Here is a 23,086-nt window from a genome sequence, read left to right as displayed (position 1 = left end):
CCGCTCGCGCCGCCGATGGGCCGGCCGATAGAATCGATCGGATGAGCCTGGACCCCGATCACGCCCTGCGGCTGGCCCGCGAGGCGCTGGACATCGAAGCCGACGCCGTGCGCGGCCTCAAGCAGCGCCTGGGCGCCGGCTTCACGCAGGCGCTGGCGCTGATGCTGGACGTGCGCGGGCGCGTGGTGGTCATGGGCATGGGCAAGAGCGGCCATGTGGGGCGCAAGATCGCCGCCACGCTGGCCTCGACCGGCACGCCCGCCATGTTCGTGCACCCGGCCGAAGCCAGCCACGGCGATCTGGGCATGATCAAGCCGGTGGACGTGGTGCTGGCCATCTCCAACAGCGGCGAGAGCGAGGAGCTCAACGTCGTCGTGCCCCTGGTGCGCCGCCTGGGCGCGCCCCTGATCGCGATGACCGGCCATGCCGACTCCACCCTGGCGCGCCACGCCGACGTGGTGCTCGACAGCGGGGTCGAGAAGGAAGCCTGCCCGCTCAACCTGGCGCCCACCGCCAGCACCACCGCGCAACTGGCGCTGGGCGACGCGCTGGCCGTGGCGCTGCTCGATGCGCGCGGCTTCAAGGCCGAGGACTTTGCCCGCTCGCACCCCGGCGGCGCGCTGGGGCGGCGCCTGCTCACGCGCGTGCAGGACCTCATGCGCAGCGGCGCCGACGCGCCGCGCGTGGGCCCCGACGCGAGCTTCGCCGAGCTGATGCGCGAGATGACGCACAAGGGCCTGGGCGCGTCGGCCGTCACCGACGCGCAGGGCCGCCTGCTGGGCATCTTCACCGACGGCGACCTGCGCCGCCTGGTCGAGACCGGGCGCGATTTGCGCGCGCTCACCGCCGGCCAGGTCATGCACGCCCAGCCGCGCACCATCGGCCCCGGCGCGCTGGCCGCCATGGCCGCCGAGCAGATGGAGCTGCACCGCATCACCGTGCTGCTGGTGACCGATGAGGCCGGGCAACTGCTGGGCGCGCTCAACACCAACGACCTGATGCGCGCCAAGGTGATCTGATGCAACCGGCCCAGACCTGGCCCCCCGAGCTGCTGCTGCGCGCGCAGGGCATGCGCGTGCTGCTGCTCGACGTCGACGGCGTGCTGACCGACGGCGGTCTGTACTACGGCGCCGAGGGCGAGTTGCTCAAGCGCTTCAACACGCTGGACGGCCACGGCCTGAAGCTGCTGGCGCGCGCCGGCATCGTGCCAGCCGTCATCTCCGGGCGCGACTCGCCGGCCCTGCGCCAGCGCCTGGCGGCGCTCGGCATCGGGCACGTGCGGCTGGGCTCCGAGGACAAGTTGCCCGCAGCGCAAGCCTTGCTGCAAGAGCTGGGCATCGACTGGAGCCAGGCCGCCGCCATGGGCGACGACTGGCCCGACCTGCCGCTGCTGCGCCACGCCGCCTTTGCCTGCGCGCCGCCCAACGCCCACGCCGAGGTGCGGGCGTTGGCCCACCACGTCACCGCCTTGCCCGGCGGGGGCGGCGCGGCGCGCGAGCTGTGCGACCTGCTGCTGGCCGCCGGCGGCCACTATCGCCGTCTGCTCGAGCAGCACCTGGGGCCCACGCCGTGAGCGCATCGACGAGCGGTGCCCGCCTGTGGCGCCACGGCAAGGAGCAGTTCTTTGCCTGGCTGCCCGCGCTGATGATGGGGCTGTTTGCCCTGGGCACGGCGTGGCTGGTGCGCCAGACGCCCAGCTTCAACGCCGCCGCGCCCGAGCAGCCGGTGCTGCACGAGCCGGACTACTGGATGCGCGAGTTCTCGGTGCGCAGCTTCGACGCCCGGGGGCAGCTCAAGTCGGAATTGATGGGCACCGAAGGCCACCACTTCCCCGACACCGACACGCTGGAGGTCGCCCAGCCGCGCGTGCGCTCGTTTGACGCGCAGGGGCAACTCACGGTCGGCCGTGCCGAGCGCGGCCTGTCCAACGGCGAGGGCACCGACATCCAGCTCTATGGCCAGGCGCGCGTGGTACGCGAGGCCGCCGCAGCCGCCAACGGCCACTCCGCCGCGCCCCGGCTGGAGTTTCGCGGCGAGTACCTGCACGCCTGGACCGAGGAACGGCGCGTCAGCTCCGACCAACCGGTCGAGCTGCTGCGCGGCGCCGACCGCTTCACCGGGGATCGCTTTGATTACGACGAGAAAAGCGGCATCGCCAACCTGCGCGGCAGCGTGCGCGGGGTGATCCAGGCCCGGCGCCCGTGACGCCGGCCCCGGCCGCTTCGCTGGTGTTCATCACCGGCGCCTCCAGCGGCATCGGCCAGGCCCTGGCCCAACGCTACGCGCAGGCCGGCTGGCGCCTGGCACTGGTGGCGCGGCGCGCAGCCGCACTCGGCGCCTGGGCGCAGGCCCAGGGCTGGGGACCCGAACGCTGCCAGGTCTACGGCGCCGACGTCTGCGTGACGGACGAGATCATCGGCGCGGCGCAAGCCTGCTTGGCGCGCCAGGGGGTGCCCGACGTCGTCGTCGCCAACGCCGGCATCAGCATCGGCATGGACAGCGCCGAGCGGGCGGATCTGGAGGTCATGGCGCGCATCTTCGCCACCAACAACCTGGGCCTGGCCGCCACCTTCCACCCCTTCATCGAGCCGATGCGCCAGCGCGGCCGCGGCGCCCTGGTGGGCATCGCCAGCGTGGCGGCCATCCGCGGCTTGCCCGGCCATGGCGCCTACTGCGCCAGCAAGGCCGCGGTCGTCAGCTATTGCGAGAGCTTGCGCGGCGAGTTGCGCGGCAGCGGCGTGCGCGTGCTCACCCTGGTGCCCGGTTACGTCGATACACCGCTGACGCGCGGCAACCGCTACCCGATGCCCTTCATGCTCAGCCCCGACGCGTTTGCCGCGCGCGCCGTGCGCGCCATTGCCGCCGGCGCCAGCTACCGCGTCATTCCGTGGCCCATGGGCGTGGCGGCCAAGCTGCTGCGCCTGTTGCCCAATGCGCTGTTCGACCGGCTGCTGGCCGGGCGCCCGCGCAAGGCCCGGCAGGCACCGTCGTAGGCGAGGGTGGCGGATGCACTTGCCGGGCAAGTCAAGACAAAAAGGGCTCCCGAGGGAGCCCTTTGCTGTCGTGCGATGACGCCGAATCAATAGTCGTCGTGACCGCCGCCGCCTTCACGGCGACCACCGCCGCCGCGCGGGCCGTTGCCATAGGGGCTGCGAAAGCCGCCGTCACGGCCACCGCCGCCGTAGCCGCCACCACCTTCACGGCGACCGCCGCCGTAGCCGCCGCCGCCACCACCGTAGCCGCCGCCACCGCCGCCTTCACGGCGACCACCGCCGTAGCCGCCACCGCCGCCACCACCGTAGCCGCCGCCGCCAAAGCCACCGCTGCGCGGCGGGCGCGCTTCCATCGGGCGCGCCTCGTTCACGACGACGTTGCGGCCGCCCAGGGGCTGGCCGTTCATGCCGTTGATGGCCGCTTGCGCTTCTTCATCGCTGCCCATCTCGACAAAGCCGAAGCCCTTGGAGCGACCGGTGTCGCGCTCCATCATGACCTTGGCGCTGGTGACCGCACCGAACTGGCTGAACGCCTGCTCGAGGTCTTGGTCGCGCACGGAATACGGCAGGTTGCCGACGTAAAGTTTGTTGCCCATCGAACTGGGACTCCTCAATGACAATGGAAAAGCGATGGAGTCCGCAAAACGCCTTCGACGACGCTGGGCAGCGCTGGCAACGAAGGGAAACTGACTGTTTTCACCGCAAGATCACAAAAAGTGTGCGGATGCACACCCGCGCGATTATGCGTCAGAAACGCCGGCGTCAAGCACGAAAATATTGACCTTTCACAACAGTCAACTATCACGCTGCCCCCCGGCCGCCATGCGGCGGTGCCCGCGCTGGCCAGGCGCTTGGCGCAGATTTCGGGGCATCGCCAGCCTGTGCGTTTGTTGCAACACGGGCCTGTTTTCGGGTCAGAGGCATGGGCAAGGGCCCTCAGCCTCGGCTCGGCGGCCTTTGCATTCGCTTCGCGCTGGTCCCCCGCGAGGCGCGCCGGCGCTATACTGCAACGCACCAGCGCCGATTTGCTTCCTGCTTGCGGGCGCTTTTACAAATGCAGCTAAAGACGGACAAGCGCATCCACCCGGCTTTCCGCCTCTTTGGCCAGCCGGGTTTTTTTTGCCTCCGGGTCGCCCCCAGGGCAAAAAGCCGTCCCCTCGGGGGCAGCGAACCTTGCGCAGCGAGGAAGCGTCGGGGGCATTTTCTGGGTTGCCATGTCGCTTATCGCCACACCGCAAAGCCTGCATTTCCAGGCGCCGCTGCCGCTGCAAAGCGGCGCCAGGATCCGCGGCTACGACCTCACCTACGAGACCTACGGCCAGCTCAACGCTGCGCGCGACAACGCCGTGCTGGTCTGCCACGCGCTCAACGCCTCGCACCACGTGGCCGGGGTGTATGCGGGGCAGGACAAGAGCGAAGGCTGGTGGGACAACATGATCGGCCCCGGCAAGCCGGTGGACACCGATCGCTTCTTCGTCATCGGCATCAACAACCTGGGTTCGTGCTTCGGCTCCACCGGGCCCATGCACGTCAACCCCGACACCGGGCGCGTGTATGGCGCGGACTTTCCGGTGGTGACGGTGGAGGACTGGGTCGATGCGCAGGCGCGTCTGCTTGACGAGCTGGGCATCCCGCAACTGGCCGCCGTGATGGGCGGCAGCCTGGGCGGCATGCAGGCGCTCAGCTGGACGCTGCAATATCCAGAGCGCGTGCGCCACGCCGTGGTGGTGGCCAGCGCGCCCAACCTGAGCGCCGAGAACATCGCCTTCAACGAGGTGGCGCGCCGCGCCATCGTGACCGACCCGGACTTTCACGGCGGCCACTTCTACGAGCACGGCGTGCTGCCGCGCCGCGGGTTGCGCATCGCGCGCATGATCGGCCACATCACCTATCTCAGCGATGACGTGATGAACGAAAAGTTCGGCAGAGAATTAAGGCCCCCCACGCTTCCTGCTTCGCATGGTGCGCTGCCCCCACAGGGGGCTCTCGCGCCTAGGGGCGGCCCGTCGGCGCTCGCCGCGCCGCTTGCGCCGTCGTATCGGTATTCGACGCAGGACGTGGAGTTCCAGATCGAGAGCTACCTGCGCCACCAGGGCGACAAGTTCAGCGAGTACTTCGACGCCAACACCTACCTGCTCATTACCCGCGCACTCGACTACTTCGACCCGGCGCGCGCCTTTGACGGCAACCTGACCCGGGCGCTGGCACGCGCCGCCTGCAAGTTCCTGCTGGTGAGCTTTTCAACCGACTGGCGCTTTGCCCCCGCGCGCTCGCGCGAGATCGTCAAGGCCCTGCTGGAAAACCGCCGCGCCGTGAGCTACGCCGAAATCGACGCACCCCACGGACACGACGCTTTTTTGCTGGATGACCCGCGCTACATGGGCGTGGTGCGCTCCTATTTTGATGGCATTGCGCAAGGAGCCGCGGCATGAGCGACACCCAACTGCTCAACACCGTGGCCGCCCTGGTGCCGCCCGGCAGCCACGTGCTCGATCTGGGCTGCGGCGATGGCCAATTGCTCCAGCAACTGGCGCGCGAGCGGGGCTGCACCGGCTACGGCATCGAGATCGACGACGCCAACGTGCTGGCCTGCGTGCGCCGCGGCGTCAACGTGCTGCAGGTCAACCTGCACCAGGGCCTCGCGGCCTTTGCCGACCAGAGCTTCGACGTGGTCCTGCAGATCAACACCTTGCAGCACCTGCGCAACGCCGAGGTGATGTTGCGCGAGACGGTGCGCGTGGGCCGCGTGGGCATCGTCGCCTTTCCCAACTTTGCGCACTGGGCCAACCGCCTGTCGGTGCTGCGCGGGCGCATGCCCGTCACCGCGCGCCTGCCCTACGAGTGGTATGACACGCCCAACATCCGCGTGGGCACCTTCAAGGACTTCGAGGTGCTGGCCGGCAAGAACGGGCTGAAGCTGCTGGACGCGTTTGGCTTCGAGGACGGCCACGTCGTGCGCCGCTGGCCCAACCTGATGGCGGGCACGGCGGTGTTTGTGCTGCAGCGATAGCCTACAGGTCGAATCGGCCACCAGCCCTTGTGAACAAATCGCAACCAGCTACAAAAACATGAGTCATCTGCCCACACTCGAACAGCTCGGCGCGGCCTTGGCTGCTGGCCGCACCCGCGCGCTGGCGCTGACCGAAGCCGCCTTGGCGCGCGCGCAGGATGCGGCGGGCGAGGGCGCGCGCGTGTTCACGCACATCAGCCGGGAGCGCGCCCTGGCGGCTGCGCGCGCCAGCGACACCCTGCGCGCCGCCGGCATCGTGCGCTCGCCGCTGGAGGGCATCCCGGTTTCCGTCAAGGACTTGTTCGACGTGGCCGGCGAGGTCACCACGGCCGGATCGGCGGTGCTGCGCGGCGCGCCGCCGGCCACGCGCAACGCCCCCGTCATCGACCGCCTGATCGCCGCCGGCGCGGTGATCGTCGGGCGCACCAACATGAGCGAGTTCGCGTTTTCGGGCCTGGGCCTCAACCCGCACTGGGGCACGCCCGCCAATCCCTGGGACCGCGCCAGCCGGCGCATTCCCGGCGGCTCCAGCAGCGGCGCGGCGGTGTCCGTCACCGACGGCATGGCGGCGGTGGCCATCGGCAGCGACACCGGCGGCTCGGTGCGCATTCCTGCGGCGCTGTGCGGCCTGACCGGGTTCAAGCCCACGCAGCGACGCGTGTCCATCGACGGCACGGTGCCGCTGTCCACCTCGCTGGATTCGATCGGCCCGCTGGGCGCCAGCGTGCGCTGCTGCGCCATCACCGACGCCGTCCTGGCCGGCCAGCCCGTGCCTGCGCCCACGGTGCGCGACGTGGCCGGCACCCGCCTGGCGGTGCCACAGACCGTGGTGCTCGACGGCATGGACGCGACGGTGGCGTCGGCGTTCGAGCGCGCGCTGTCGCGCCTGTCCGCGGCCGGTGCGCGCATCACCCGCCTGGCCGTGCCCGAGTTCGCCCAGTTCGCCGCCCTGAACGCGCGCGGCACGCTGGCGGCCGCCGAGGCCTGGGCCTGGCACCGCGCGCTGCTGGCCGAGCGCGGCGCCGAATACGACCCGCGCGTGTCCAGCCGCATTCGCGGCGGCGAGAAGATGGGCGCCGCCGACTACATCGACCTGCTGGCCGCGCGCCGGCGCTGGATCGCGCAGGTCGGGGCGCGCGTATCCGGCTTCGACGCGCTGGTCCTGCCCACGGTGCCGATCGTCGCCCCGCGCATGGCCAACCTCGAAGCCAGCGACGAGGCCTACTTCGCCGCCAACGGCCTGATCCTGCGCAACCCCACGCTGATCAATTTTCTGGATGGCTGCGCGCTGTCGCTGCCCTGCCATGCGCCGGGGCAGGCGCCGGTGGGGCTGATGCTGGCGGGCCCGGGCGGGCGCGACCCCGACATCCTGGCGCTGGGCCAAGGCGTGGAGTTGCTGCTGCGCGCCGCCTGATTTCCAAGCGATTTCGGCCGCTGATCGGCCATGGACCTGCGCAGACAGCTATTCAATAAGTAGCAATCGAGCCTTGTTTCAGCGGCCCGCGACAGGCTCGCGCGCCACGTCGGTCAAAAAGTCGCCCTGCGCGCCGGCGCCCTGCATCCAGTCGCCGTAAACGCGATGAAAGTCGGCGGTGATCTGCGCCAGCGGCAGGTCGTCGAACGCCCCGCGCTGGTTCACGTATTCCATGTGCCGGTGGCCGGCCGCGTCGAAGGCGTGGTAGATCGAGTCGTGCACGCCGTCGAAGTCGAGCGGCAGCAGGCCGAACTTCTCGCACAGCTCGATGTTGAAGGCCGGCGTGGCCTTGCGCCAGGCGCCATCCAGCCACAGATCGGTGTAGCCGTGCCAGATGAACAGGTCGGTCTTCATGGTCTGGCGCATGCGCTCGGTGGACAGGTGGTTGCGCACGTCGGCAAAGCCCAGCCGCGCCGGAATGCCCGCCGCGCGCGCCACCGCCGCCAGCAGCGTGGCCTTGGGCACGCACCAGCCAAAGCCGTTGGCCAGCACCGTGCTGGCGCGCATGCCGGCGGGCGACAGGTCGATGCGGTAGGGGTCGTAGCGAAAGCCGTCGCGCACCGCCAGCACCAGGGCGACGGCGCGCTCGCGGTCGGTGCCGCCCTGCGCGTGCTGGCGGGCAAAGGCCTGCACGGTGGGGTGGTCGCGGTCGATGGCGGGGGTGGCGGCCAGGTGGGCGGGGGTGGGTTGGTCGGGCATGGGCTGATCCTATCGCGTGAATCGACACTCAACAGCCAAACGCAGGACGCCGGGGTTTCGCAGAAGACGTAAAAACTCAAGGAAGGTGCGTCGCTTTCGCTTCGATGCTGCGCCTCATGTCAGGCCGCTTCACCAAAGTGAATTTTTTGCGTCCTCTGCGTCTTCTTCGCGTCCTCTGCGTCCGGTATTTCTCATCGCTTCCAGAACTGCGGTGTCAGCAGCACCAGCATCGACAGCAGCTCCAGCCGGCCCAGCACCATGGCCAGCGCGCACAGCGCCAGTTGAAAGTCGGTGAACGAGGCGTAGTTGCCGGTCGGCCCGATGCGGCCCATGCCGGGGCCGATGTTGTTGACGTTGGCAATCACCGCGGAAAAGGCGGTGACCACGTCCAGGCCCGAGGCCAGCAGCGTCATGGTCAGGGCCACCATGACGCCGCCGTAGATCAGCATGAAGGCCATCACGTTGGCCACCACGTCGTTGGCGATGCGCGCGCCGCCCAGGGTCACCGGATGCACCACGCGCGGGTGCAGGATGCGCAGCAGCTCGCGCTGGGCCAGCCGCACCAGCACCAGCATGCGCACCATCTTGATGCCCCCGCCGGTGGAGCCGGCGCAGGAGACGAAGCAGCCCAAGAACAGCATCAGCGTGGGCACGAAGGTCGGCCAGGTGAGGTAGTCGGTGGTCGAGTAGCCGGTGGTGGTGGCCACCGACACCACCTGAAATGCCGCGTGCCGCACGGCGCCGGGAAAGTCGTCGTACACGCCGCGGGCGAGCAGCATCACGGTGACCAGCGCGGTGACCAGCAGCAGCACGGTGACGTAGGCGCGCACCTCGGCGTCGCGCGTGAGCGGTGCCAGCGAGCGCAGCTGCCACAGCAAAAAATAGCGCGCAAAGCTGATGCCGGCCAGGGTCATGAACAGCACCGCCGTCCATTCCAGCTGCGGCGAATTCCAGTAGCCGAAGCTCTGGTCGTGCGACGAGAGCCCGCCCAGGCCCACCGTGGTGCACATGTGCATGAAGGCGTCGGCCCAGCTCATGCCACCCCAGCGGTAGGCCAGAAAGCAGGCCAGCGACAGCACGAAGTAAACGCCCCACATGCCGCGCGCGGTTTCGGCGATGCGCGGGGTCAGGCGTGAATCCTTCATCGGGCCGGGCATCTCGGCCTTGAAGATCTGCAAGCCGCCCAGGCCCAGGAAGGGCAGCACCGCCAGCGCCAGCAGCATGATGCCCAGCCCGCCGATCAACTGCAGAAAGCAGCGCCAGATGTTGACCGAGGGCGCCAGCAGGTCCAGTCCCGCCAGCGACGTGGCGCCGGTGGCCGTCAGGCCGCTCATGGCCTCGAAGTAGGCCTGCACCACGCTGATGCCGTGCACGGTGAACAGCAGGGGCAGCGCCGCATACACCGGCAGCACCAGCCACACCAGGTTGACCAGCAGGAAGCCGTCGCGCACCGTCAGCTCGCCGCGGCTGCGCCGCGTGCGCCACCACAACCACAACCCCGTCAGCAGCGTGAGGCCGAAGCACCCGGCCCAGACGGACAGGTTGCGCCCGTTGTCATCCCACCAGTCCCAGGCCATGGGCACCCAGAAGGCAAACGAAAAGCCCATGATGACCCAGGACAGGATCAGGAAGGCGGGGGCGAAGCGGGTCATGATCGAACTCCCTCCCCCTCTGGGGGAGGGTTGGGGTGGGGGCCAGCGGCGCTGGAGTGGCTGGCGCGCGCCCCCATCCCAACCTTCCCCCAGAGGGGGAAGGAGATGAGAACCAACGTGGACAAGCCCGCGCGCATCTCAAAAAAAAGTGGCCCGCACCTGAAACAGCTTTTCCACCTCGCGCACCATGCTCTTGTGCGGCAGGAAGATGATCACGTGGTCGTCGGTCTCGAACAGCGTGTCGTGGCGCGGCACCAGGGTGTGGGCGGCGTTGCCCGCGCCGCGCACGATGGCACCCACGCGCGCGCCGGCGGGCAGCTTGATCTGATCCACGCGCCGGCCGACGAGGTGCGAGGTCTTGGCGTCGCCGCGGGCCACGCCCTCCAGCGCCTCGGCCGTGCCGCGGCGCAGGCTGTGCACCGCCGCCACCGCGCCGCGGCGCACGTGCAGCAACAGCTCGCCGATCATCGCCTGCGCCGGCGAGATGGCGATGTCGATGGTGCTGCCCTGCAGCATCTCGGCATAGGCGCGGCGGTTGACCAGCGCGATCACGCGGCGCGCGCCCATGCGCTTGGCCAGCATCGCGGCCAGGATGTTGTCCTCGTCGTCGCTGGTCAGCGCGATGAACAGGTCGGTCTCGCCCACGCCCTCGGCGCGCAGCAGCTCCTCGTCGGCGCCATCGCCCTGCAGCACCAGCATCTCGCGCGGCAGCTCGCCGGCCAGGTAGTCGCAGCGTTTGCGGTCGGCCTCGAACACCCTCACGTCGCACTGGCCCACCAGCTCGCGCGCCAGGCGCAGGCCCACGCGGCCGCCGCCGGCGATCATCACGCGGCGCACGCGGCGGTCGGGGTTGCCGATGGCGCGCAGCGCGGGGCGCAGGCTTTCGAGGCCGGTGAGCACGAAGATCTCGTCGCCGTCCTGCACGCGCGTGTCGGCCGCGCAGGGCTGTTCGGCGTCGTTGCGGTAGACGGCGACGATGCGCATCGGCAAGTCGGGGTGCTGCTGGCGAAATTCGGCAATGCTGCGGCCGGCCAGCGCGCTGCCCTCGGCCACGCGCACCACCGCCATGTGCGCCTGCCCCTGCGAAAAGCGCACCACCTGCAGCGCGCCGGGGTAGTCGATCAGCAGCTGGATGTAGCGCGTGACCGATTCCTCGGGGCAGATCATGCGGTCCACCGCAAAGCCGTCCTTGCCCAGCAGTTCGTCATCGCGAAACTCGGACGAACGCAGGCGCGCGATGGTGCTCGGAACGCCGAACACGTCGTGCGCCACCTTGCAGGCCACCAGGTTGGTGGCGTCGGTGCCGGTGGCGGCAATGAACAGATCGCAGTCGTCGGCGCCGGCGCCGCGCAGCACCGAGGGCAGGGTGCCGTTGCCGGCCACGCCGCGCAGTTCCAGGCGCTCCTCCAGCTTGCGCAGCAGGACCGGGTCGGTGTCGATCAGCGTGATGTCGTTGGCCTCGGACACCAGGGTCTCGGCCACGCTCTCGCCCACGCGGCCGGCGCCGAGGATCAGGATGCGCATGCCGGGTCTCCCGAGTCAAGGAAAACTATCATTGTTGTAGCTGGTTGCGCTGAATGGGTGCCGGCTGTGGGCCAAAACGATTCTAGAACAAGAGGCCGTCCACGTAAAACCAGCGCCCGGCCCCGGCGTCCTGCTCGCGCACGAAGCGGCTGCGCTCGTGCAGGCGCTGCGCGCGTGCGCCGCCGGTGCGCGAGCGGGCGACGAATTCGACCTCGGCATGCGTGTCATCCAGCCGCCGATGTGCGCGCACTTGCAGGCCCAGCCACTGCACGCCAGGCGCCAGCGTCAGCGCGGCCGGGCGCGTGCTGGCGTGCCAGGTGGCCAGCAGGTACGCGGCGTCTTCACGCACGAAGGCCGAGTAGCGCGAGCGCATCAGCGCCTCGGCGTCCGGGGCGGGGGTGTCGGCCAAGTGCGCGATGTAGCGGCCGCAGCAGCCGAGGTACGGCGTGCCAGCGGGGCGACCGCCGCAGGGACACGCGGCGGCGCGAGTCAGGCGCTCGGCCATGGGGTTCAGAGTGCGCGGGTAATGATGATCTTCTGCACGTCGCTGGTGCCCTCGTAGATCTGGCACACGCGCACGTCGCGGTAGATGCGCTCCAGCGGAAAGTCGCTGACGTAGCCGTAGCCGCCCAGGGTCTGGATGGCGGCGCTGCACACGGCCTCGGCCGTCTCGGTGGCAAACAGCTTGGCCATGGCGGCTTCCTTCAGGCAGGGCTGGCCGGCGTCGCGCAGGGCGGCGGCGTGCCAGATCAGCTGGCGCGCAGCCTCCAGGCGGGTCGCACATTCGGCCAGCCGGAAGGCCACCGCCTGGTGGTTGATGATGGCGGTGCCAAAGCTCTCGCGCTCCTTGGCATACGCCACGGCCACCTCCAGTGCGCTGCGCGCCATGCCCACGCTTTGCGCGCCGATGCCGATGCGCCCGCCCTCCAGCGCGCTCAGGGCAATCCTGTAGCCCTCGCCCTCTTCGCCGATGAGGTTGGCGGCCGGCACTCGGCAGTCCTGCAGGTTGATCTGCGCCGTGTCGCTGCTGTGCTGGCCCAGCTTGTCTTCGAGGCGCGCCACCTGCCAGCCGGCGTTGCCCAGCTTGTGGGTGGGCACGACAAACGCGCTCATGCCGCGCTTGCCGGCGGCCTTGTCGGTGACGGCGATGACGATGGCGGCGTGGCCGTTGGCACCGCTGGTGATGAACTGCTTGACGCCGTTGAGCACGTATTCGTCGCCCTGCCGCACGGCCGTGGTGCGCAGGGCGGATGCGTCGCTGCCCACGTGCGGCTCGGTCAGCGCAAACGCGCCCAGCATCTCGCCGCGCGCGGCCGGCGCCAGCCACTGCTGCTTTTGCGCCTCGCTGCCGTAGCGCATCAGGATGGCGTTGTAGGGGCAGTTGGTCACGCTGATCGGCGTGCTGGTGCCGCCGTCGCCGGCGGCGATTTCTTCCAGCACCAGCGCCAGCGTGAGGTAGTCCAGCCCGGCGCCGCCGTATTCCTCGGGTACGCAAATGCCGTAGGCGCCCAGCTCGGCCAGGCCCTTGTGGGCGGCGGCAGGGAAGGTGTGGGCCTTGTCCCATTCACCTGCGTGGGGCCACAGCTCCTGCTGCGCAAACGCGCGCACGGCGTCGCGAATCATTTGCTGGTCTTGGGTCAGCAGCATGGTTCAGCCCCCGGACGACAGGGTCTTGATCAGCCGCGCGGCCAGGTACAGGCGGCGCGGGATGGCGTCGATCTCGACGTATTCGGCCTTGTCGCTGTGATAGCCGAAGCCCGGCAGGCCCAGGCTCTCGATCACCGGCTTGCCCGACAGCGCCGCATAGGCCGCGTCGGTGCCACCGCCCACGCGCGGCACCACGGCGATCTTGTGGCCGGTCTCCTGGTAGATCGCCACGGCCTGCTCCACCATCTTGCGCCCGCCGACATTGGCGTTGAAGGCGGGGCGCCCGAAGTCGGGCGTGATGGTGATCTGCGCCTTCTCCAGCTTTTTCTTGCCCTGGATGCGCTGCTCCAGCGTGGCCAGCAGCTGGTCCAGGTCCTCGCGGCGGGCGTAGCGGATATTGGCCTCCAGGTTGGCCGCGTCGGGGATGATGTTGGGCACCTTGCCCGCCTGGCCCACCGTCCAGTTGAAGCGCAGATCACGCGCCTTGTCGTCCAGGTCCATGGTGCGCAGCACGATGTCGGAGGCCTCGACCAGCGCGTTCACGCCCAGCTCGGGGTTGGCGCCGGCGTGCGCCGCCAGGCCCTTGATCGCCACCTTGTAGTACACGATGCCGGCCGTGCCCAGGATCAGCGATTCCTGCCCGGCCATGGTGGGCTCGAAGGACAGCACGTTGTCGGCCTGCGCGGCCAGTTGCTGGATGAGGGCACGCGAGCCGAAGGAGCCGCGCTCCTCGTCGGTGTTGAACAGCACCACCACCTCGCCCCAGCCATCAAAGCCGCTGGCCTTGAGCAGCTTGAGCGTGTGCAGGATCACGGCGATGCCGCCCTTGTCGTCGGCAATGCCGGGGCCGTAGGCCAGGTTGCCCTCCACGCGAAACGGCGTCTTGGCCAGCGTGCCCTTGGCGTACACCGTGTCCATGTGCGCCATCAGCAGCAGCTTGCGCGTGCCCTTGCCCGGGATGCGGCCGATGATGTTCTCGCCCGCCACGCCGGCGTCGGGCTTGTGGCGCGACACGGTGGCGCCCAGCGCCTGCAGCTGCTGGGTCAGCAAGTCGGCCATGGCCGCCATGCCGGCGGCGTCGCCCGTGCCCGTTTCGATGTTGACCAGTTGCTCCAGTGTCTTGAGCGTGGCGCCCTGGTCGGCCGTGGCAGCAGCCATCAGGGCGCTGTCCACGCCACGGGCGGGCGCGGGTACAGCCGCAAGTGCGGCGGTGGTGCTGGTGGCTGGTGCGCTGCTGGCGCTGCCCGAGCCGGGTTGAGCACAACCGGCCAGCAGGGCCAGAGCGACGACGGTGGCGCCCCATGGGGCGCGGGCTTTGCAATGCATGGGTGGTCTCCTCGTGTGTCGGTGGTCTCTCTGTGCCTGACACTTTAGCCCAGCGCATGGGCGGCGCGGCCAAGCGACCCGGACCTACCAGCCGTCCAGGCGCGAGCCGTCGTAGCGGATGAAACTGCCGCGGTCGGCCGCACCCAGCGCCGCCACCACGCGCCGCAGGCCGGCCACGCTGTCGGCGGGCGCGACCGGTGCGCTGCTGCCGCCCATGTCGGTGCGCACCCAGCCGGGGTGCAGGCACACCAGGATCGCCCGCGGGTAGCTGTGCTGCGCGGCGGCCACCACCATGTTGAGCGCCGCCTTGCTGACACGGTAGAGCCAGTCGTTGCTGCCCGCCACCGTGGCGATCTGGCCCATCGTGCTGGACACGAACGCCATGCGGCCGTCGGCGGCCTCGACCAGCGGCGCCACTTGCGGGATGAGCTGCATCGCCCCCAGCACATTGGCGTGCATGACGTGATCGAAATCGGCCTGGGTCGGCGGCTGGTGCGCGTCGGCGCGCGAGCCCATCACGCCGGCCACCTGCCAGGCGGTGTCGATCTTCTCGCCATCGAGCTGCCAGGCCAGGCCGCTCACGCTGGCGGGGTCGGCCACGTCCAGGCGCAGCGCCTCGGCGCCCAGCGCGCGCAGGCGTTCGAGCGCGGCGTCGTCGCGCGCGCTGGCGATCACGCGCTCGCCGGCGGCCCGGGCCTGGCGCGCCAGCTCGAGCCCGATGCCGCGCGAGGCGCCGATGATGAGGGTGGTGGGCATGGTGGCGTTTATGAATGAAAAATGGCTTTGGCGCTTGTGCAGCAAGCGCAAACAGCTATTAAATCAGAAGCATAAAGCCAGAAGATGCCACGGTTTCGCACAGAACGCAAAGAACTGAGATGAAACACCCCCAGTCTCCACTCGCTGCGCGATGTTTCGCCCACCCCCTGAAGGGGGCATCGCCAGTGGCCGGGGAGACCCCGGCCACGGCGATCGCTGGCACGGCCTGCTCCGCGGCCATTGGGCTCTTTGGGTTTCATGCTCTGCGGGTGGCGCGCAGCGCCATGGATAACTGAAATGGACTTCTTCTGCGGCCTTTGCGCATTCTTTGCGTCCTCCGCGTTCGGCCGTTGGCATGGCGGCCTACACCACCTCCAGCGCCACCGCCGTCGCCTCGCCGCCGCCGATGCACAGCGTGGCCAGGCCTTTCTTCAGGCCGCGCGCCTTCAGCGCATGGATCAGCGTCACCATGATGCGCGCACCGCTGCAGCCGATCGGGTGGCCCAGGGCGCAGGCGCCGCCGTTGACGTTGACCTTCTCGTGCGGCACCTTCAGATCGTGCATCAGCGCCATCGGCACCACGGCAAAGGCCTCGTTCACTTCCCACAGATCGACGTCGCCCACCGTCCAACCCGCCTTTTGCAGCGCCTTCTCGGTCGCGCCAATCGGCGCCGTGCTGAACCACTCGGGCTCCTGCGCGTGCGTGGCGTGGCTGACGATGCGCGCCAGCGGCTTGCAGCCCAGCTTCTTGGCGGTGCTCTCGCGCATCAGCACCATGGCGGCGGCGCCGTCGTTGATGCTCGAGCTGCTGGCGGCCGTCACCGTGCCATCCTTCTTGAAGGCAGGCTTGAGCGTGGCGATCTTGTCCAGCTTGACCTTGCCCGGGCCTTCGTCGGTGTCCACCACGCGCTCGCCCTTGCGGTCCTTCACCGTCACGGGCGCGATTTCGTCCTTGAATGCACCTGATTTGATAGCGGCCTGCGCCCGCTGCACGCTGGCAATCGCAAAGTTGTCCTGCTGCTCGCGCGTGAAGTGGTACTTGGCCGCGCAGTCCTCGCCGAAGGTGCCCATGCTGCGGCCGGGTTCGTAGGCATCTTCCAGGCCGTCGAGCATCATGTGGTCAAAGATGCGGTCGTGCCCCATGCGATAGCCCGCGCGCCCCTTTTGCAGCAGGTAGGGCGCGCCGGTCATGCTCTCCATGCCGCCGGCCACCAGCACCTCATGGCTGCCGGCCACCAGCATGTCGTGCGCGAACATCGCCGCGCGCATGCCGGAGCCGCACATCTTGGACAGCGTCACCGCCCCCGCACTCTTGGGCAGCCCGCCCTTGAAAGCGGCCTGCCGCGCCGGCGCCTGGCCCTGGCCGGCCATCAGGCAGTTGCCGAACAGCACCTCGGTGACGAGTTCGGGCTTGATGCCCGCGCGCTCGACGGCGGCCTTGATGGCCACGCCGCCCAGGTCGTGCGCGGCCAGATTGGCAAAGTCGCCCTGAAAGCTGCCCATGGGGGTGCGGGCGGCGGAAACGATGACGATGGGGTCGGACATGTCGGAGCTCCTTTTCAAGAATCGATGGGATGGATTGCCAAGCGGCTGTGGGGCAGCCACAAAATCATGGGCGGGACGGCGTGGGGTTTCATGATGACCTGTTGCAGAGGATCGGCGTCAAAGCAAGGGTGCTGCATGCAGGGCCCCAAAGCGCTCGGCCAGGGCGCCAAGCCGCTTGTCCAGCGTCCACAGCCGCGCGCCCGGCGTCATCAGGGTGGATGCCAGCAGCAGCACGTCCACCAGGCCGCAGCCCTGGCCGAACAATTGTTCGCGGTCCACGAAATCCATGGCTTCACGCACGCTGGCCTGTCGCGCCGCTTGCAGGTTGTCGAGGTCGGACAGGGTCTGCTGGCGTCGGGGCGGCGTGCCGCAGGCAATCTCGCCGATGACGAGCGGATGCGCGAGCACCTGGTCGGCGGCGAGCAGCGCGGCCAGAGCGCCGTTGTGGCGTCGAAAGTGATCGACCCACACGCTGGTGTCGACCAGCACGCTGGTCATGCCGGCGCGCGCTCGCGGCGGCGGGGAATGTCCTTCATGTCGGGGCGGCTGGCGCCCAGGGCGGCCAGCCGCTTGGCCGATTGCACCCGCACGAAGGTTTTGATGGCCTCGCGGAACAGGTCCGCCTTGTCCATCTCCGGGTCGGCGACTTCGAGCGCTTTTTCGTACAGCGCGTCGTCGATGGTGACCGTGGTTCGCATGGGGATTCCTTCAATGACCATGTCAATATACATCCAATTTGATGCGGTGCGCCATCAAAATGGATGCAGACCCTGTCATTCCGACGGCTCTATCGCCGTGGCCGGTGCCGTGGTATCCGGCCGATCCGCGGGCGTCTCCACGCTGGCGGCGCGCGGGTCCGCCAGCTCGCGCGCGCCGGCCACGCCGCCGTTGAAGTCGAAGCGTCGGTGCGCGCCGTAGGGATAAAAATCGATCACCTCGCCGCGCTGGATGCGCTCCTTGTTTTGCTGCCAGAACTCGGGCGTGAGCAGATCGGCGTGGTGGCGCATGAAGGCGGCGCGCACGCGCGGGTTGCCCAGCAGGAAGGGGGCGAAGGTCTCGGGAAAGACGTCGCCCTTGGCCACGGGGTACCAGGGCTCGCCGCTCAACTCGTCTTCCTCGGTGCGCGGCGGGGGCACGTGGCGAAAGTGGCAGTCGGTGATGTATTCGATTTCGTCGTAGTCGTAGAACACCACCCGCCCGTGGCGCGTGACGCCGAAGTTCTTGTAGAGCATGTCGCCCGGAAAGATGTTGGCGGCGACCAGGTCCTTGATGGCGTTGCCGTATTCGATGACGGCGTGCTCCAGCTGCGCCTGCGCGGCGGCGTCGTGCTCGCCGGCGTCGAAGGCCTCCTGCAGGTAGAGGTTGAGCGGGATCATGCGCCGCTCGATGTAGGCGTGCGCGATGATGACCTCGATCTGGCCGTCGCCGTCGCGGTCGGAGATTTCGAGCTGGCTGGGCGCGTGCTGCGCCAGCTCGGCAATCAGCTCGTCCTCGAAGCGCGCGCGCGGAAAGGCCAGCAGCGAGAACTCCAGGGTGTCGGCCATGCGGCCCACGCGGTCGTGGTGCTTGACCAGCTGGTACTTGGCGCGCACCTGCTCGCGCGTGGTGTCCTTGGGCGGCGCGATGCGGTCGCGGATGACCTTGAACACGTAGGGAAAGCTGGGCAAATCGAACACCAGCATCACCATGCCCCGGATGCCGGGCGCGATGCGGAAGCGGTCGGTGGAGTGCCGCAGGTGCCACAGCAGGTCGCGATAAAACAGGTTCTTGCCCTGCTTGGCCAGGCCCAGGGTGTTGTAGAGCTCGGCGCGCGGCTTGCGCGGCATCAGGCTGCGCAGGAACTGCACGTAGGCCGATGGAATCTCCATGTCCACCATGAAGTAGGCGCGCGAGAAGGAAAACAGGATCAGCAAATCCTCTTCGCCGAACAGCGCCGCATCGACATACAGCGTGCCCGGCGCGCGGTGCAGGATGGGCAGGGCAAACGGGACTTCGCGAAAGCCGTTGATGATCTTGCCGACCAGGTACGCGCCCTTGTTGCGATAAAACAGGCTGGTCAGCACCTGGATCTGGAAGTTGCTGCGCGGCCGGCCGTCGCCCAGCTCGCGGCGCATGGCGGCGGCCACCCAGCCGGCATCGCGCCCGATGTCCTCGAAGTGGCAGCGCAGCTCGAACGATTCGATCACCTCGCGCACGGTGTCCGCCAGCGCGTCCAGCCGCGGGTAGAAGGCGCGAAACGTGGGACGCGTGCGCGGGCCTTCGGTCTCCATGTACTCGGTGCTGATGGCCGGGCGCACGAAGATGAAGTCGTTCTGGAAGTAGTTGCGGTGCAGGATCTTGGTGGTGACCGAGTTGAAGAAGGTCTCGGCCAGCTCGGGCTGCTGGTGGCGCACCAGCATGCCGATGAATTGCAGCTTGACCTGCTGCCACACGTCCATGGGTTGCGCGCCGGCGGCAAACTCGCGCTCCAGCCGGCGCACGCACTCCTTCACGCGCAGGTCGTAGAACTCGATGCGCTCGCGCTGCGCGCGCTGCTGGCCGTGCCAGTCGCCGGTCTCGAAGCGGTGCTTGGCGCGTGCGCTTTCCGTGCGAAACAGGCGGTAGTGGCGGTTGAAGCCGTCGATCATCGCGCGCGCCAGCTCGTGTGCCAGCGCGGCTTGCTCGGCGGTCAGCGCCGGGGTCATGGGCTCAAGCCGCGTCGGTGTTGACGGGCTGCCTTGGATAGCGCTTGATGGCGTCGCTGTAGACCTGCACCACGTGGTCGGCGCGCGACATGGTCACGCCCAGGTCTTTCACCAGCCCGTCCTTCAGGCCGTAGCACCAGCCGTGCACGGCCAGCTTCTGGCCGCGCGCCCAGGCGTCCTGCACCACGGTGGTTTCGGCCACGTGGCCGACCTGCTCGATCACGTTCATCTCGCACAGCGTGCTCTCCTGCTCGGCGGTGCACAGGTGCATCCAGCGGCCGCGGTGGCGCTGCTTGACGTCGTGCACGTGGCGCAGCCAGTTGTCGCCCAGGCCGATGCGCTGCTCGCGCAGCACCGCCAGCACGCCGCCGCAGCCGTAGTGGCCCACCACCAGGATGTGCTCGACCTTGAGCACGTCCACCGCGAACTGGATGACCGACAGCGCGTTCAGGTCCGAGCTGACCACCACGTTGGCCACGTTGCGGTGCACGAACACCTCGCCCGGCTCCAGGCCCGTGACCTGGTTGGCGGGCACGCGACTGTCGGAGCAGCCGATCCACATGTACTTGGGGTTCTGCTGCTGCGCCAGGGTTTTGAAGAAGCCCGGTTGCTCGCGCTCCATGCGCTCGGCCCAGGTGCGGTTGTTGTCGATCAGGTGTTGCAGGGAGTCGGGCATGGTGGGGCTTTCAACGAGACAGGTTGGGCAAGACGGCTTCTTGCTGCGTGAAGATGCGGGCAATGGGCTCCGGCGTCACCGAGACGCCGCCCGAGAACGGGCGGTCGTTGGTGGCGATCATGTAGACCAGTGAGCCGTAGCTGAAGACGAACAGGGTCATGGCCATGATCCGGTTGCGACGGTGGTGCACGGTCACTTCGATCATCACGGCCGCGCAGCACAGCAGCAGCACGGCCACGATCATCCATTGGGGGCTGTCCATTTTGCCCAGTGCCAGCTGCGAGCGCTGGGTGCGCAGGCGCTGCAGCTCGCGCAGCTGCACCTGGATGTTCTCGATCACGCCGTCGCTCACCGCGCGCGCCGCGCGGGCGGGTTGCAGGGCGGCCAGGCCGACGCCGATGCGGATCAGCGCCGGCGACAGCCCCAGCGGCACCTGCGCGCGCTGCAACTGCTCCCATTCGCGCGACAGCTCCTGCGTCACGTAGTGCGTCAGCTCCTCCTGCAGGGCCGCGGACGCCGTGGCGGGCAGCTCGGTCAGCGCGTGCTGCAGGGCGGCCACGGTGCGGGCTTCCTGCATGACGTTGTCCTGGGCCTCGTTGTAGCGCCGCGAGACGTCGCTGGCCATCAGCCCGATGACCAGCGAGGTGGGCAGCGCGATCGCCGTCACCAGCCCCGGCGGAAAGCTGGACGCCTGCCGGTCGCCCGCATACCGGCGCACCGCCGTCAGCAGCAGCCCGACCAGCAGGGCCAGCAAGGTCGTGCCGAGCAGGCAGGTGGCATACAGGGCGGGCTCGCTGAGGTTGTAGACCCAGTGGTACCAGATCGGGGCGGAATACATGAACGGCGGGTCGGTCGATGGGGTGGCTCAGCAGGTCTCGGCAAACAGCTCGCGGCCGATCAGCATGCGGCGGATTTCGCTGGTGCCGGCGCCGATCTCGTACAGCTTGGCGTCGCGCCACAGGCGCTCGACGGGGAAGTCCTTGGTGTAGCCCACGCCGCCCAGCGCCTGGATCGCCTCGCCGGCCATCCAGGTGGCTTTTTCGGCCGAATACAAAATGGCACCAGCCGCGTCCTTGCGAAAGCTGCGCGCGTGGTCGGCATGGTCGGCGGCGCGGCCCACGGCGTAAACGTAGGCGCGCGTGGCCTGCCAGGTGCTGTACATGTCGGCCACCTTGCCTTGCATGAGCTGGAACTCGCCGATGCTCTGGCCGAACTGCTGGCGCTCATGCACGTAGGGCACCACCGCGTCCATGCACGCGGCCATGATGCCCAGCGGCCCGCCCGAGAGCACCGCGCGCTCGTAGTCCAGCCCGCTCATCAGCACCTTGGCGCCCATGCCCTCGCCGCCCATCACGTTCTCCGCCGGCACCTCGCAGTTGTCGAAGAACAGCGGATACGTGTTGCTGCCGCGCATGCCCAGCTTGTCCAGCTTGGTGCCGGCAGAAAAGCCCTTGAAGCCCTTCTCGACGATGAAGGCGGTCATGCCGCGCGCGCCCATCTCGGGCTCGGTCTTGGCGTAGATCACCAGCGTGTCGGCGTCGCCGCCGTTGGTGATCCACATCTTGCTGCCGTTCAGCACGAAATAGCCGTCCTTCTTGTCGGCGCGCAGTTTCATGCTGACCACGTCGCTGCCGGCACCCGGCTCGCTCATCGCCAGCGCGCCCACGTGCTCGCCGCTCACCAGCTTGGGCAGATATTTCTTCTTCTGCGCCTCGCTGCCGTTGCGGTGAATCTGGTTGACGCACAGGTTGGAGTGCGCGCCATAGGACAGGCCCACCGAGGCCGAAGCCCGCGAGACCTCTTCCATCGCCACGATGTGCGCCAGATAACCCAGCGCGGTGCCGCCGTATTCTTCCTTCACCGTCATGCCGTGCAGGCCCAGCTCGCCCAGCTTGGGCCAGAGCTGGTGGGGAAACAGGTTGTCGCGGTCCACCTGTGCGGCCAGCGGGGCGATTTCTTCGGCGGCAAAGGCGCGCACCGCCTCGCGCAGGGCGTCGATGTCTTCGCCCAGGTGAAAGTTCAGGCCGGTCAAGTTGCTCATGGTGAGGGTCTCCTGAAAAAATTGAATCAATACGCCTTGGGCACGGCCATCAGCGTCTGCTGCATCAGCGCGCAGGCGCTGGCCCTGCCGTCGTCCGCCACGTGCGTGATCTCGGCGCTGGTGACGATCAGGCGCTTGCCCGGCTTGACCACGCGGCCGATGGCGCGCAGGCCGCCGCCCTGGTCGTTGCCCAGAAAGTTGATCTTGTACTCCACCGTGACGACTTCCATGCCCTCGGGCGCGACCGTGAGCCCCGCGTAGCCACCGGCAATGTCGGCCAGCGCGCCGATGGCGCCGCCGTGAAAGCCGTCCTGCTGCTGCGTCACCTTGTCCGAATAGGGCAGCCACAGCTCGACCTCGCCCGGCGCCACGCGCACCAGGCGTGCCTGCAGGTGGCGCATCAGGCCCTGGCGGGCCAGGCTGTCGGCCACGCGCTGGTGCAGGGCGGGGTGCGGGATGGGGGGCGCTTCGGTGGTCATGGTCAAGGGGCGATTTTGCGGGACCAAGGCGTCAGACCGGCGCCTTGGCGGGCGCGCGCCGCGCCGCCGGGGACTGGGGCGCCAGCCGCGCCAGCAGGGCGCGGGCGTCTTTTTCGTGCTGGCTGATCTCGCCCAGCGTGGCCTGCAGCTCGGCCAGTTGCGCCTCCAGTTGGGTGCGGTGCTGGCCCAGCACGGCCAGAAAGCGCTCCAGCTGCGGGCGGCTGTCGCGCGGGCTGTCGTACATGTCGATCAGCTCGCGCGCCTCGATCAGCGACAGGCCCAGGCGCTTGGCGCGCAAGGTCAGTTTCAGGCGCGTGCGGTCGCGGTTGCTGTACACGCGCTGGCGCCCGCCCGGGCCGCGCCGCTCCGGCTGCAGCAGGCCCATGTCCTCGTAAAAGCGCATGGCACGCGGCGTGAGGTCGAACTCGCGCGCCAGGTCGCTGATGGTGTAGGTGGTGGCGGTCATGCTGGGGGCGGCTGTCGCGCGCGTGCTGTGCAGGCGGGGCGCGCTGTTTCTACAATGCTCCGTTCACTTGACGTTCACGTCAACTGCGCCGCGATCCTACTCCACCGACGAGCT

At 69.0% G+C, this 23,086-nt stretch carries 24 protein-coding genes; 7 read left to right on the top strand and 17 right to left on the bottom strand.

The genetic code is table 11. The features are described 5' to 3' along the window. The first annotated feature begins 41 nt into the window (after positions 1–41). From U1F38_RS15715 to U1F38_RS15700, 4 genes are read left to right on the top strand one after another with little or no spacing between them, the layout of a single operon-like run. The gene (locus U1F38_RS15715) at positions 42–1,019 is read left to right on the top strand and encodes an SIS domain-containing protein (RefSeq protein WP_409988015.1); all 978 of its coding nucleotides are present in this window, start codon (positions 42–44) and stop codon (positions 1,017–1,019) included. Continuing rightward, the gene (locus U1F38_RS15710; protein WP_409988014.1) at positions 1,019–1,573 is read left to right on the top strand and encodes a KdsC family phosphatase; all 555 of its coding nucleotides are present in this window, start codon (positions 1,019–1,021) and stop codon (positions 1,571–1,573) included. The genes U1F38_RS15715 and U1F38_RS15710 overlap by 1 nt, the downstream gene beginning before the upstream one ends. Then, positions 1,570–2,205 (top strand): LPS export ABC transporter periplasmic protein LptC, encoded by a 636-nt coding sequence (gene lptC / locus U1F38_RS15705; RefSeq protein ID WP_409988013.1) that lies wholly within the window; start codon positions 1,570–1,572, stop codon positions 2,203–2,205. Before U1F38_RS15710 ends, lptC begins: the two co-directional genes overlap by 4 nt. Beyond that, positions 2,202–2,993 carry an SDR family oxidoreductase gene (locus U1F38_RS15700; RefSeq protein ID WP_409988012.1) on the top strand — a complete coding sequence of 264 codons (792 nt, stop codon included), beginning with the start codon at positions 2,202–2,204 and terminating at the stop codon, positions 2,991–2,993. Before lptC ends, U1F38_RS15700 begins: the two co-directional genes overlap by 4 nt. 86 nt (positions 2,994–3,079) lie before the next feature. Here U1F38_RS15700 and U1F38_RS15695 read toward each other — a convergent pair whose 3' ends face one another. Beyond that, positions 3,080–3,589: an RNA recognition motif domain-containing protein gene (locus U1F38_RS15695; RefSeq protein ID WP_409988011.1), complete on the bottom strand. Its 510-nt coding sequence runs from the start codon at positions 3,587–3,589 to the stop codon at positions 3,080–3,082. Positions 3,590–4,207: 618 nt separating this feature from the next. Here U1F38_RS15695 and U1F38_RS15690 point away from each other — a divergent pair. The 3 genes from U1F38_RS15690 to U1F38_RS15680 are packed head-to-tail and all read left to right on the top strand — an operon-like array spanning position 4,208 to position 7,417. Next, on the top strand, positions 4,208–5,425 hold the full coding sequence (locus tag U1F38_RS15690; RefSeq protein WP_409988010.1) for a homoserine O-acetyltransferase: 1,218 nt from the start codon (positions 4,208–4,210) through the stop codon (positions 5,423–5,425). Beyond that, positions 5,422–6,003, top strand: coding sequence for a methionine biosynthesis protein MetW (gene metW / locus U1F38_RS15685; protein WP_409988009.1), 582 nt, complete (start codon positions 5,422–5,424; stop codon positions 6,001–6,003). The genes U1F38_RS15690 and metW overlap by 4 nt, the downstream gene beginning before the upstream one ends. 58 nt (positions 6,004–6,061) lie before the next feature. Continuing rightward, the gene (locus U1F38_RS15680) at positions 6,062–7,417 is read left to right on the top strand and encodes an amidase (RefSeq protein WP_409988008.1); all 1,356 of its coding nucleotides are present in this window, start codon (positions 6,062–6,064) and stop codon (positions 7,415–7,417) included. 78 nt (positions 7,418–7,495) lie between these two features. Here U1F38_RS15680 and U1F38_RS15675 read toward each other — a convergent pair whose 3' ends face one another. The 16 genes from U1F38_RS15675 to U1F38_RS15600 all read right to left on the bottom strand — a co-directional run bounded on the left by U1F38_RS15675 (position 7,496) and on the right by U1F38_RS15600 (position 22,972). Beyond that, positions 7,496–8,176 (bottom strand): transglutaminase-like domain-containing protein, encoded by a 681-nt coding sequence (locus U1F38_RS15675; protein WP_409988007.1) that lies wholly within the window; start codon positions 8,174–8,176, stop codon positions 7,496–7,498. A 191-nt stretch (positions 8,177–8,367) separates the two neighbouring features. Further along, positions 8,368–9,828, bottom strand: a complete 1,461-nt coding sequence (locus U1F38_RS15670) for a TrkH family potassium uptake protein (protein ID WP_409988006.1) — start codon at positions 9,826–9,828, stop codon at positions 8,368–8,370. Positions 9,829–9,966: 138 nt separating this feature from the next. After that, a complete protein-coding gene (gene trkA, locus U1F38_RS15665) occupies positions 9,967–11,352 on the bottom strand; it encodes a Trk system potassium transporter TrkA (RefSeq protein WP_409988005.1) in 1,386 nt (461 codons plus the stop codon). A gap of 82 nt (positions 11,353–11,434) precedes the next feature. After that, on the bottom strand, positions 11,435–11,857 hold the full coding sequence (locus U1F38_RS15660) for a YchJ family protein (RefSeq protein ID WP_409988004.1): 423 nt from the start codon (positions 11,855–11,857) through the stop codon (positions 11,435–11,437). A 5-nt stretch (positions 11,858–11,862) separates the two neighbouring features. Then, positions 11,863–12,999, bottom strand: a complete 1,137-nt coding sequence (locus U1F38_RS15655) for an acyl-CoA dehydrogenase family protein (protein WP_409988003.1) — start codon at positions 12,997–12,999, stop codon at positions 11,863–11,865. Positions 13,000–13,002: 3 nt separating this feature from the next. Beyond that, complete coding sequence (locus U1F38_RS15650; RefSeq protein ID WP_409988002.1) at positions 13,003–14,325, bottom strand: glutamate carboxypeptidase; 1,323 nt, start codon at positions 14,323–14,325, stop codon at positions 13,003–13,005. Between the two features lie 84 nt (positions 14,326–14,409). Then, complete coding sequence (locus U1F38_RS15645) at positions 14,410–15,081, bottom strand: SDR family oxidoreductase (protein ID WP_409988001.1); 672 nt, start codon at positions 15,079–15,081, stop codon at positions 14,410–14,412. A 363-nt stretch (positions 15,082–15,444) separates the two neighbouring features. After that, on the bottom strand, positions 15,445–16,626 hold the full coding sequence (locus tag U1F38_RS15640) for an acetyl-CoA C-acyltransferase (protein ID WP_409988000.1): 1,182 nt from the start codon (positions 16,624–16,626) through the stop codon (positions 15,445–15,447). A 117-nt stretch (positions 16,627–16,743) separates the two neighbouring features. Beyond that, positions 16,744–17,124 (bottom strand): type II toxin-antitoxin system VapC family toxin, encoded by a 381-nt coding sequence (locus tag U1F38_RS15635; RefSeq protein WP_409987999.1) that lies wholly within the window; start codon positions 17,122–17,124, stop codon positions 16,744–16,746. Further along, the gene (locus U1F38_RS15630) at positions 17,121–17,324 is read right to left on the bottom strand and encodes a type II toxin-antitoxin system VapB family antitoxin (RefSeq protein ID WP_409987998.1); all 204 of its coding nucleotides are present in this window, start codon (positions 17,322–17,324) and stop codon (positions 17,121–17,123) included. The genes U1F38_RS15635 and U1F38_RS15630 overlap by 4 nt, the downstream gene beginning before the upstream one ends. 75 nt (positions 17,325–17,399) lie before the next feature. Beyond that, positions 17,400–19,310, bottom strand: coding sequence for a bifunctional isocitrate dehydrogenase kinase/phosphatase (gene aceK, locus U1F38_RS15625; protein ID WP_409987997.1), 1,911 nt, complete (start codon positions 19,308–19,310; stop codon positions 17,400–17,402). 4 nt (positions 19,311–19,314) lie between these two features. Beyond that, positions 19,315–19,986 (bottom strand): carbonate dehydratase, encoded by a 672-nt coding sequence (can, locus tag U1F38_RS15620; RefSeq protein WP_409987996.1) that lies wholly within the window; start codon positions 19,984–19,986, stop codon positions 19,315–19,317. 10 nt (positions 19,987–19,996) lie between these two features. Beyond that, a complete protein-coding gene (locus tag U1F38_RS15615) occupies positions 19,997–20,824 on the bottom strand; it encodes a hypothetical protein (RefSeq protein ID WP_409987995.1) in 828 nt (275 codons plus the stop codon). Between the two features lie 27 nt (positions 20,825–20,851). Then, positions 20,852–22,027 carry an isovaleryl-CoA dehydrogenase gene (locus tag U1F38_RS15610; RefSeq protein WP_409987994.1) on the bottom strand — a complete coding sequence of 392 codons (1,176 nt, stop codon included), beginning with the start codon at positions 22,025–22,027 and terminating at the stop codon, positions 20,852–20,854. Between the two features lie 26 nt (positions 22,028–22,053). Continuing rightward, positions 22,054–22,506 carry a PaaI family thioesterase gene (locus tag U1F38_RS15605; protein ID WP_409988069.1) on the bottom strand — a complete coding sequence of 151 codons (453 nt, stop codon included), beginning with the start codon at positions 22,504–22,506 and terminating at the stop codon, positions 22,054–22,056. Between the two features lie 31 nt (positions 22,507–22,537). After that, complete coding sequence (locus tag U1F38_RS15600) at positions 22,538–22,972, bottom strand: MerR family transcriptional regulator (protein ID WP_409987993.1); 435 nt, start codon at positions 22,970–22,972, stop codon at positions 22,538–22,540. Between the last annotated feature and the right edge of the window lie 114 nt (positions 22,973–23,086).

The organism is Ottowia sp. (assembly GCF_046348305.1).
Lineage (GTDB): Bacteria > Pseudomonadota > Gammaproteobacteria > Burkholderiales > Burkholderiaceae_C > Ottowia.
Note: the sequence above shows the minus strand (reverse complement) of the source record. Positions and strands in the feature narration are given on the sequence as shown.

Excerpts from the sequence above, each read along its gene's own strand:
- U1F38_RS15645 (WP_409988001.1), bottom strand. The coding sequence starts at position 15,081 with ATGCCCACCACCCTCATCATCGGCGCCTCGCGCGGCATCGGGCTCGAG.
- trkA (WP_409988005.1), bottom strand. The coding sequence starts at position 11,352 with ATGCGCATCCTGATCCTCGGCGCCGGCCGCGTGGGCGAGAGCGTGGCC.
- U1F38_RS15715 (WP_409988015.1), top strand. The coding sequence starts at position 42 with ATGAGCCTGGACCCCGATCACGCCCTGCGGCTGGCCCGCGAGGCGCTG.
- U1F38_RS15690 (WP_409988010.1), top strand. The coding sequence starts at position 4,208 with ATGTCGCTTATCGCCACACCGCAAAGCCTGCATTTCCAGGCGCCGCTG.
- U1F38_RS15650 (WP_409988002.1), bottom strand. The coding sequence starts at position 14,325 with ATGCATTGCAAAGCCCGCGCCCCATGGGGCGCCACCGTCGTCGCTCTG.
- U1F38_RS15605 (WP_409988069.1), bottom strand. The coding sequence starts at position 22,506 with ATGACCACCGAAGCGCCCCCCATCCCGCACCCCGCCCTGCACCAGCGC.
- U1F38_RS15630 (WP_409987998.1), bottom strand. The coding sequence starts at position 17,324 with ATGCGAACCACGGTCACCATCGACGACGCGCTGTACGAAAAAGCGCTC.
- U1F38_RS15610 (WP_409987994.1), bottom strand. The coding sequence starts at position 22,027 with ATGAGCAACTTGACCGGCCTGAACTTTCACCTGGGCGAAGACATCGAC.
- U1F38_RS15670 (WP_409988006.1), bottom strand. The coding sequence starts at position 9,828 with ATGACCCGCTTCGCCCCCGCCTTCCTGATCCTGTCCTGGGTCATCATG.
- U1F38_RS15635 (WP_409987999.1), bottom strand. The coding sequence starts at position 17,124 with ATGACCAGCGTGCTGGTCGACACCAGCGTGTGGGTCGATCACTTTCGA.
- aceK (WP_409987997.1), bottom strand. The coding sequence starts at position 19,310 with ATGACCCCGGCGCTGACCGCCGAGCAAGCCGCGCTGGCACACGAGCTG.
- U1F38_RS15655 (WP_409988003.1), bottom strand. The coding sequence starts at position 12,999 with ATGCTGCTGACCCAAGACCAGCAAATGATTCGCGACGCCGTGCGCGCG.
- U1F38_RS15660 (WP_409988004.1), bottom strand. The coding sequence starts at position 11,857 with ATGGCCGAGCGCCTGACTCGCGCCGCCGCGTGTCCCTGCGGCGGTCGC.
- U1F38_RS15710 (WP_409988014.1), top strand. The coding sequence starts at position 1,019 with ATGCAACCGGCCCAGACCTGGCCCCCCGAGCTGCTGCTGCGCGCGCAG.
- U1F38_RS15615 (WP_409987995.1), bottom strand. The coding sequence starts at position 20,824 with ATGTATTCCGCCCCGATCTGGTACCACTGGGTCTACAACCTCAGCGAG.
- U1F38_RS15600 (WP_409987993.1), bottom strand. The coding sequence starts at position 22,972 with ATGACCGCCACCACCTACACCATCAGCGACCTGGCGCGCGAGTTCGAC.
- U1F38_RS15675 (WP_409988007.1), bottom strand. The coding sequence starts at position 8,176 with ATGCCCGACCAACCCACCCCCGCCCACCTGGCCGCCACCCCCGCCATC.
- U1F38_RS15640 (WP_409988000.1), bottom strand. The coding sequence starts at position 16,626 with ATGTCCGACCCCATCGTCATCGTTTCCGCCGCCCGCACCCCCATGGGC.
- can (WP_409987996.1), bottom strand. The coding sequence starts at position 19,986 with ATGCCCGACTCCCTGCAACACCTGATCGACAACAACCGCACCTGGGCC.
- U1F38_RS15680 (WP_409988008.1), top strand. The coding sequence starts at position 6,062 with ATGAGTCATCTGCCCACACTCGAACAGCTCGGCGCGGCCTTGGCTGCT.
- metW (WP_409988009.1), top strand. The coding sequence starts at position 5,422 with ATGAGCGACACCCAACTGCTCAACACCGTGGCCGCCCTGGTGCCGCCC.
- U1F38_RS15695 (WP_409988011.1), bottom strand. The coding sequence starts at position 3,589 with ATGGGCAACAAACTTTACGTCGGCAACCTGCCGTATTCCGTGCGCGAC.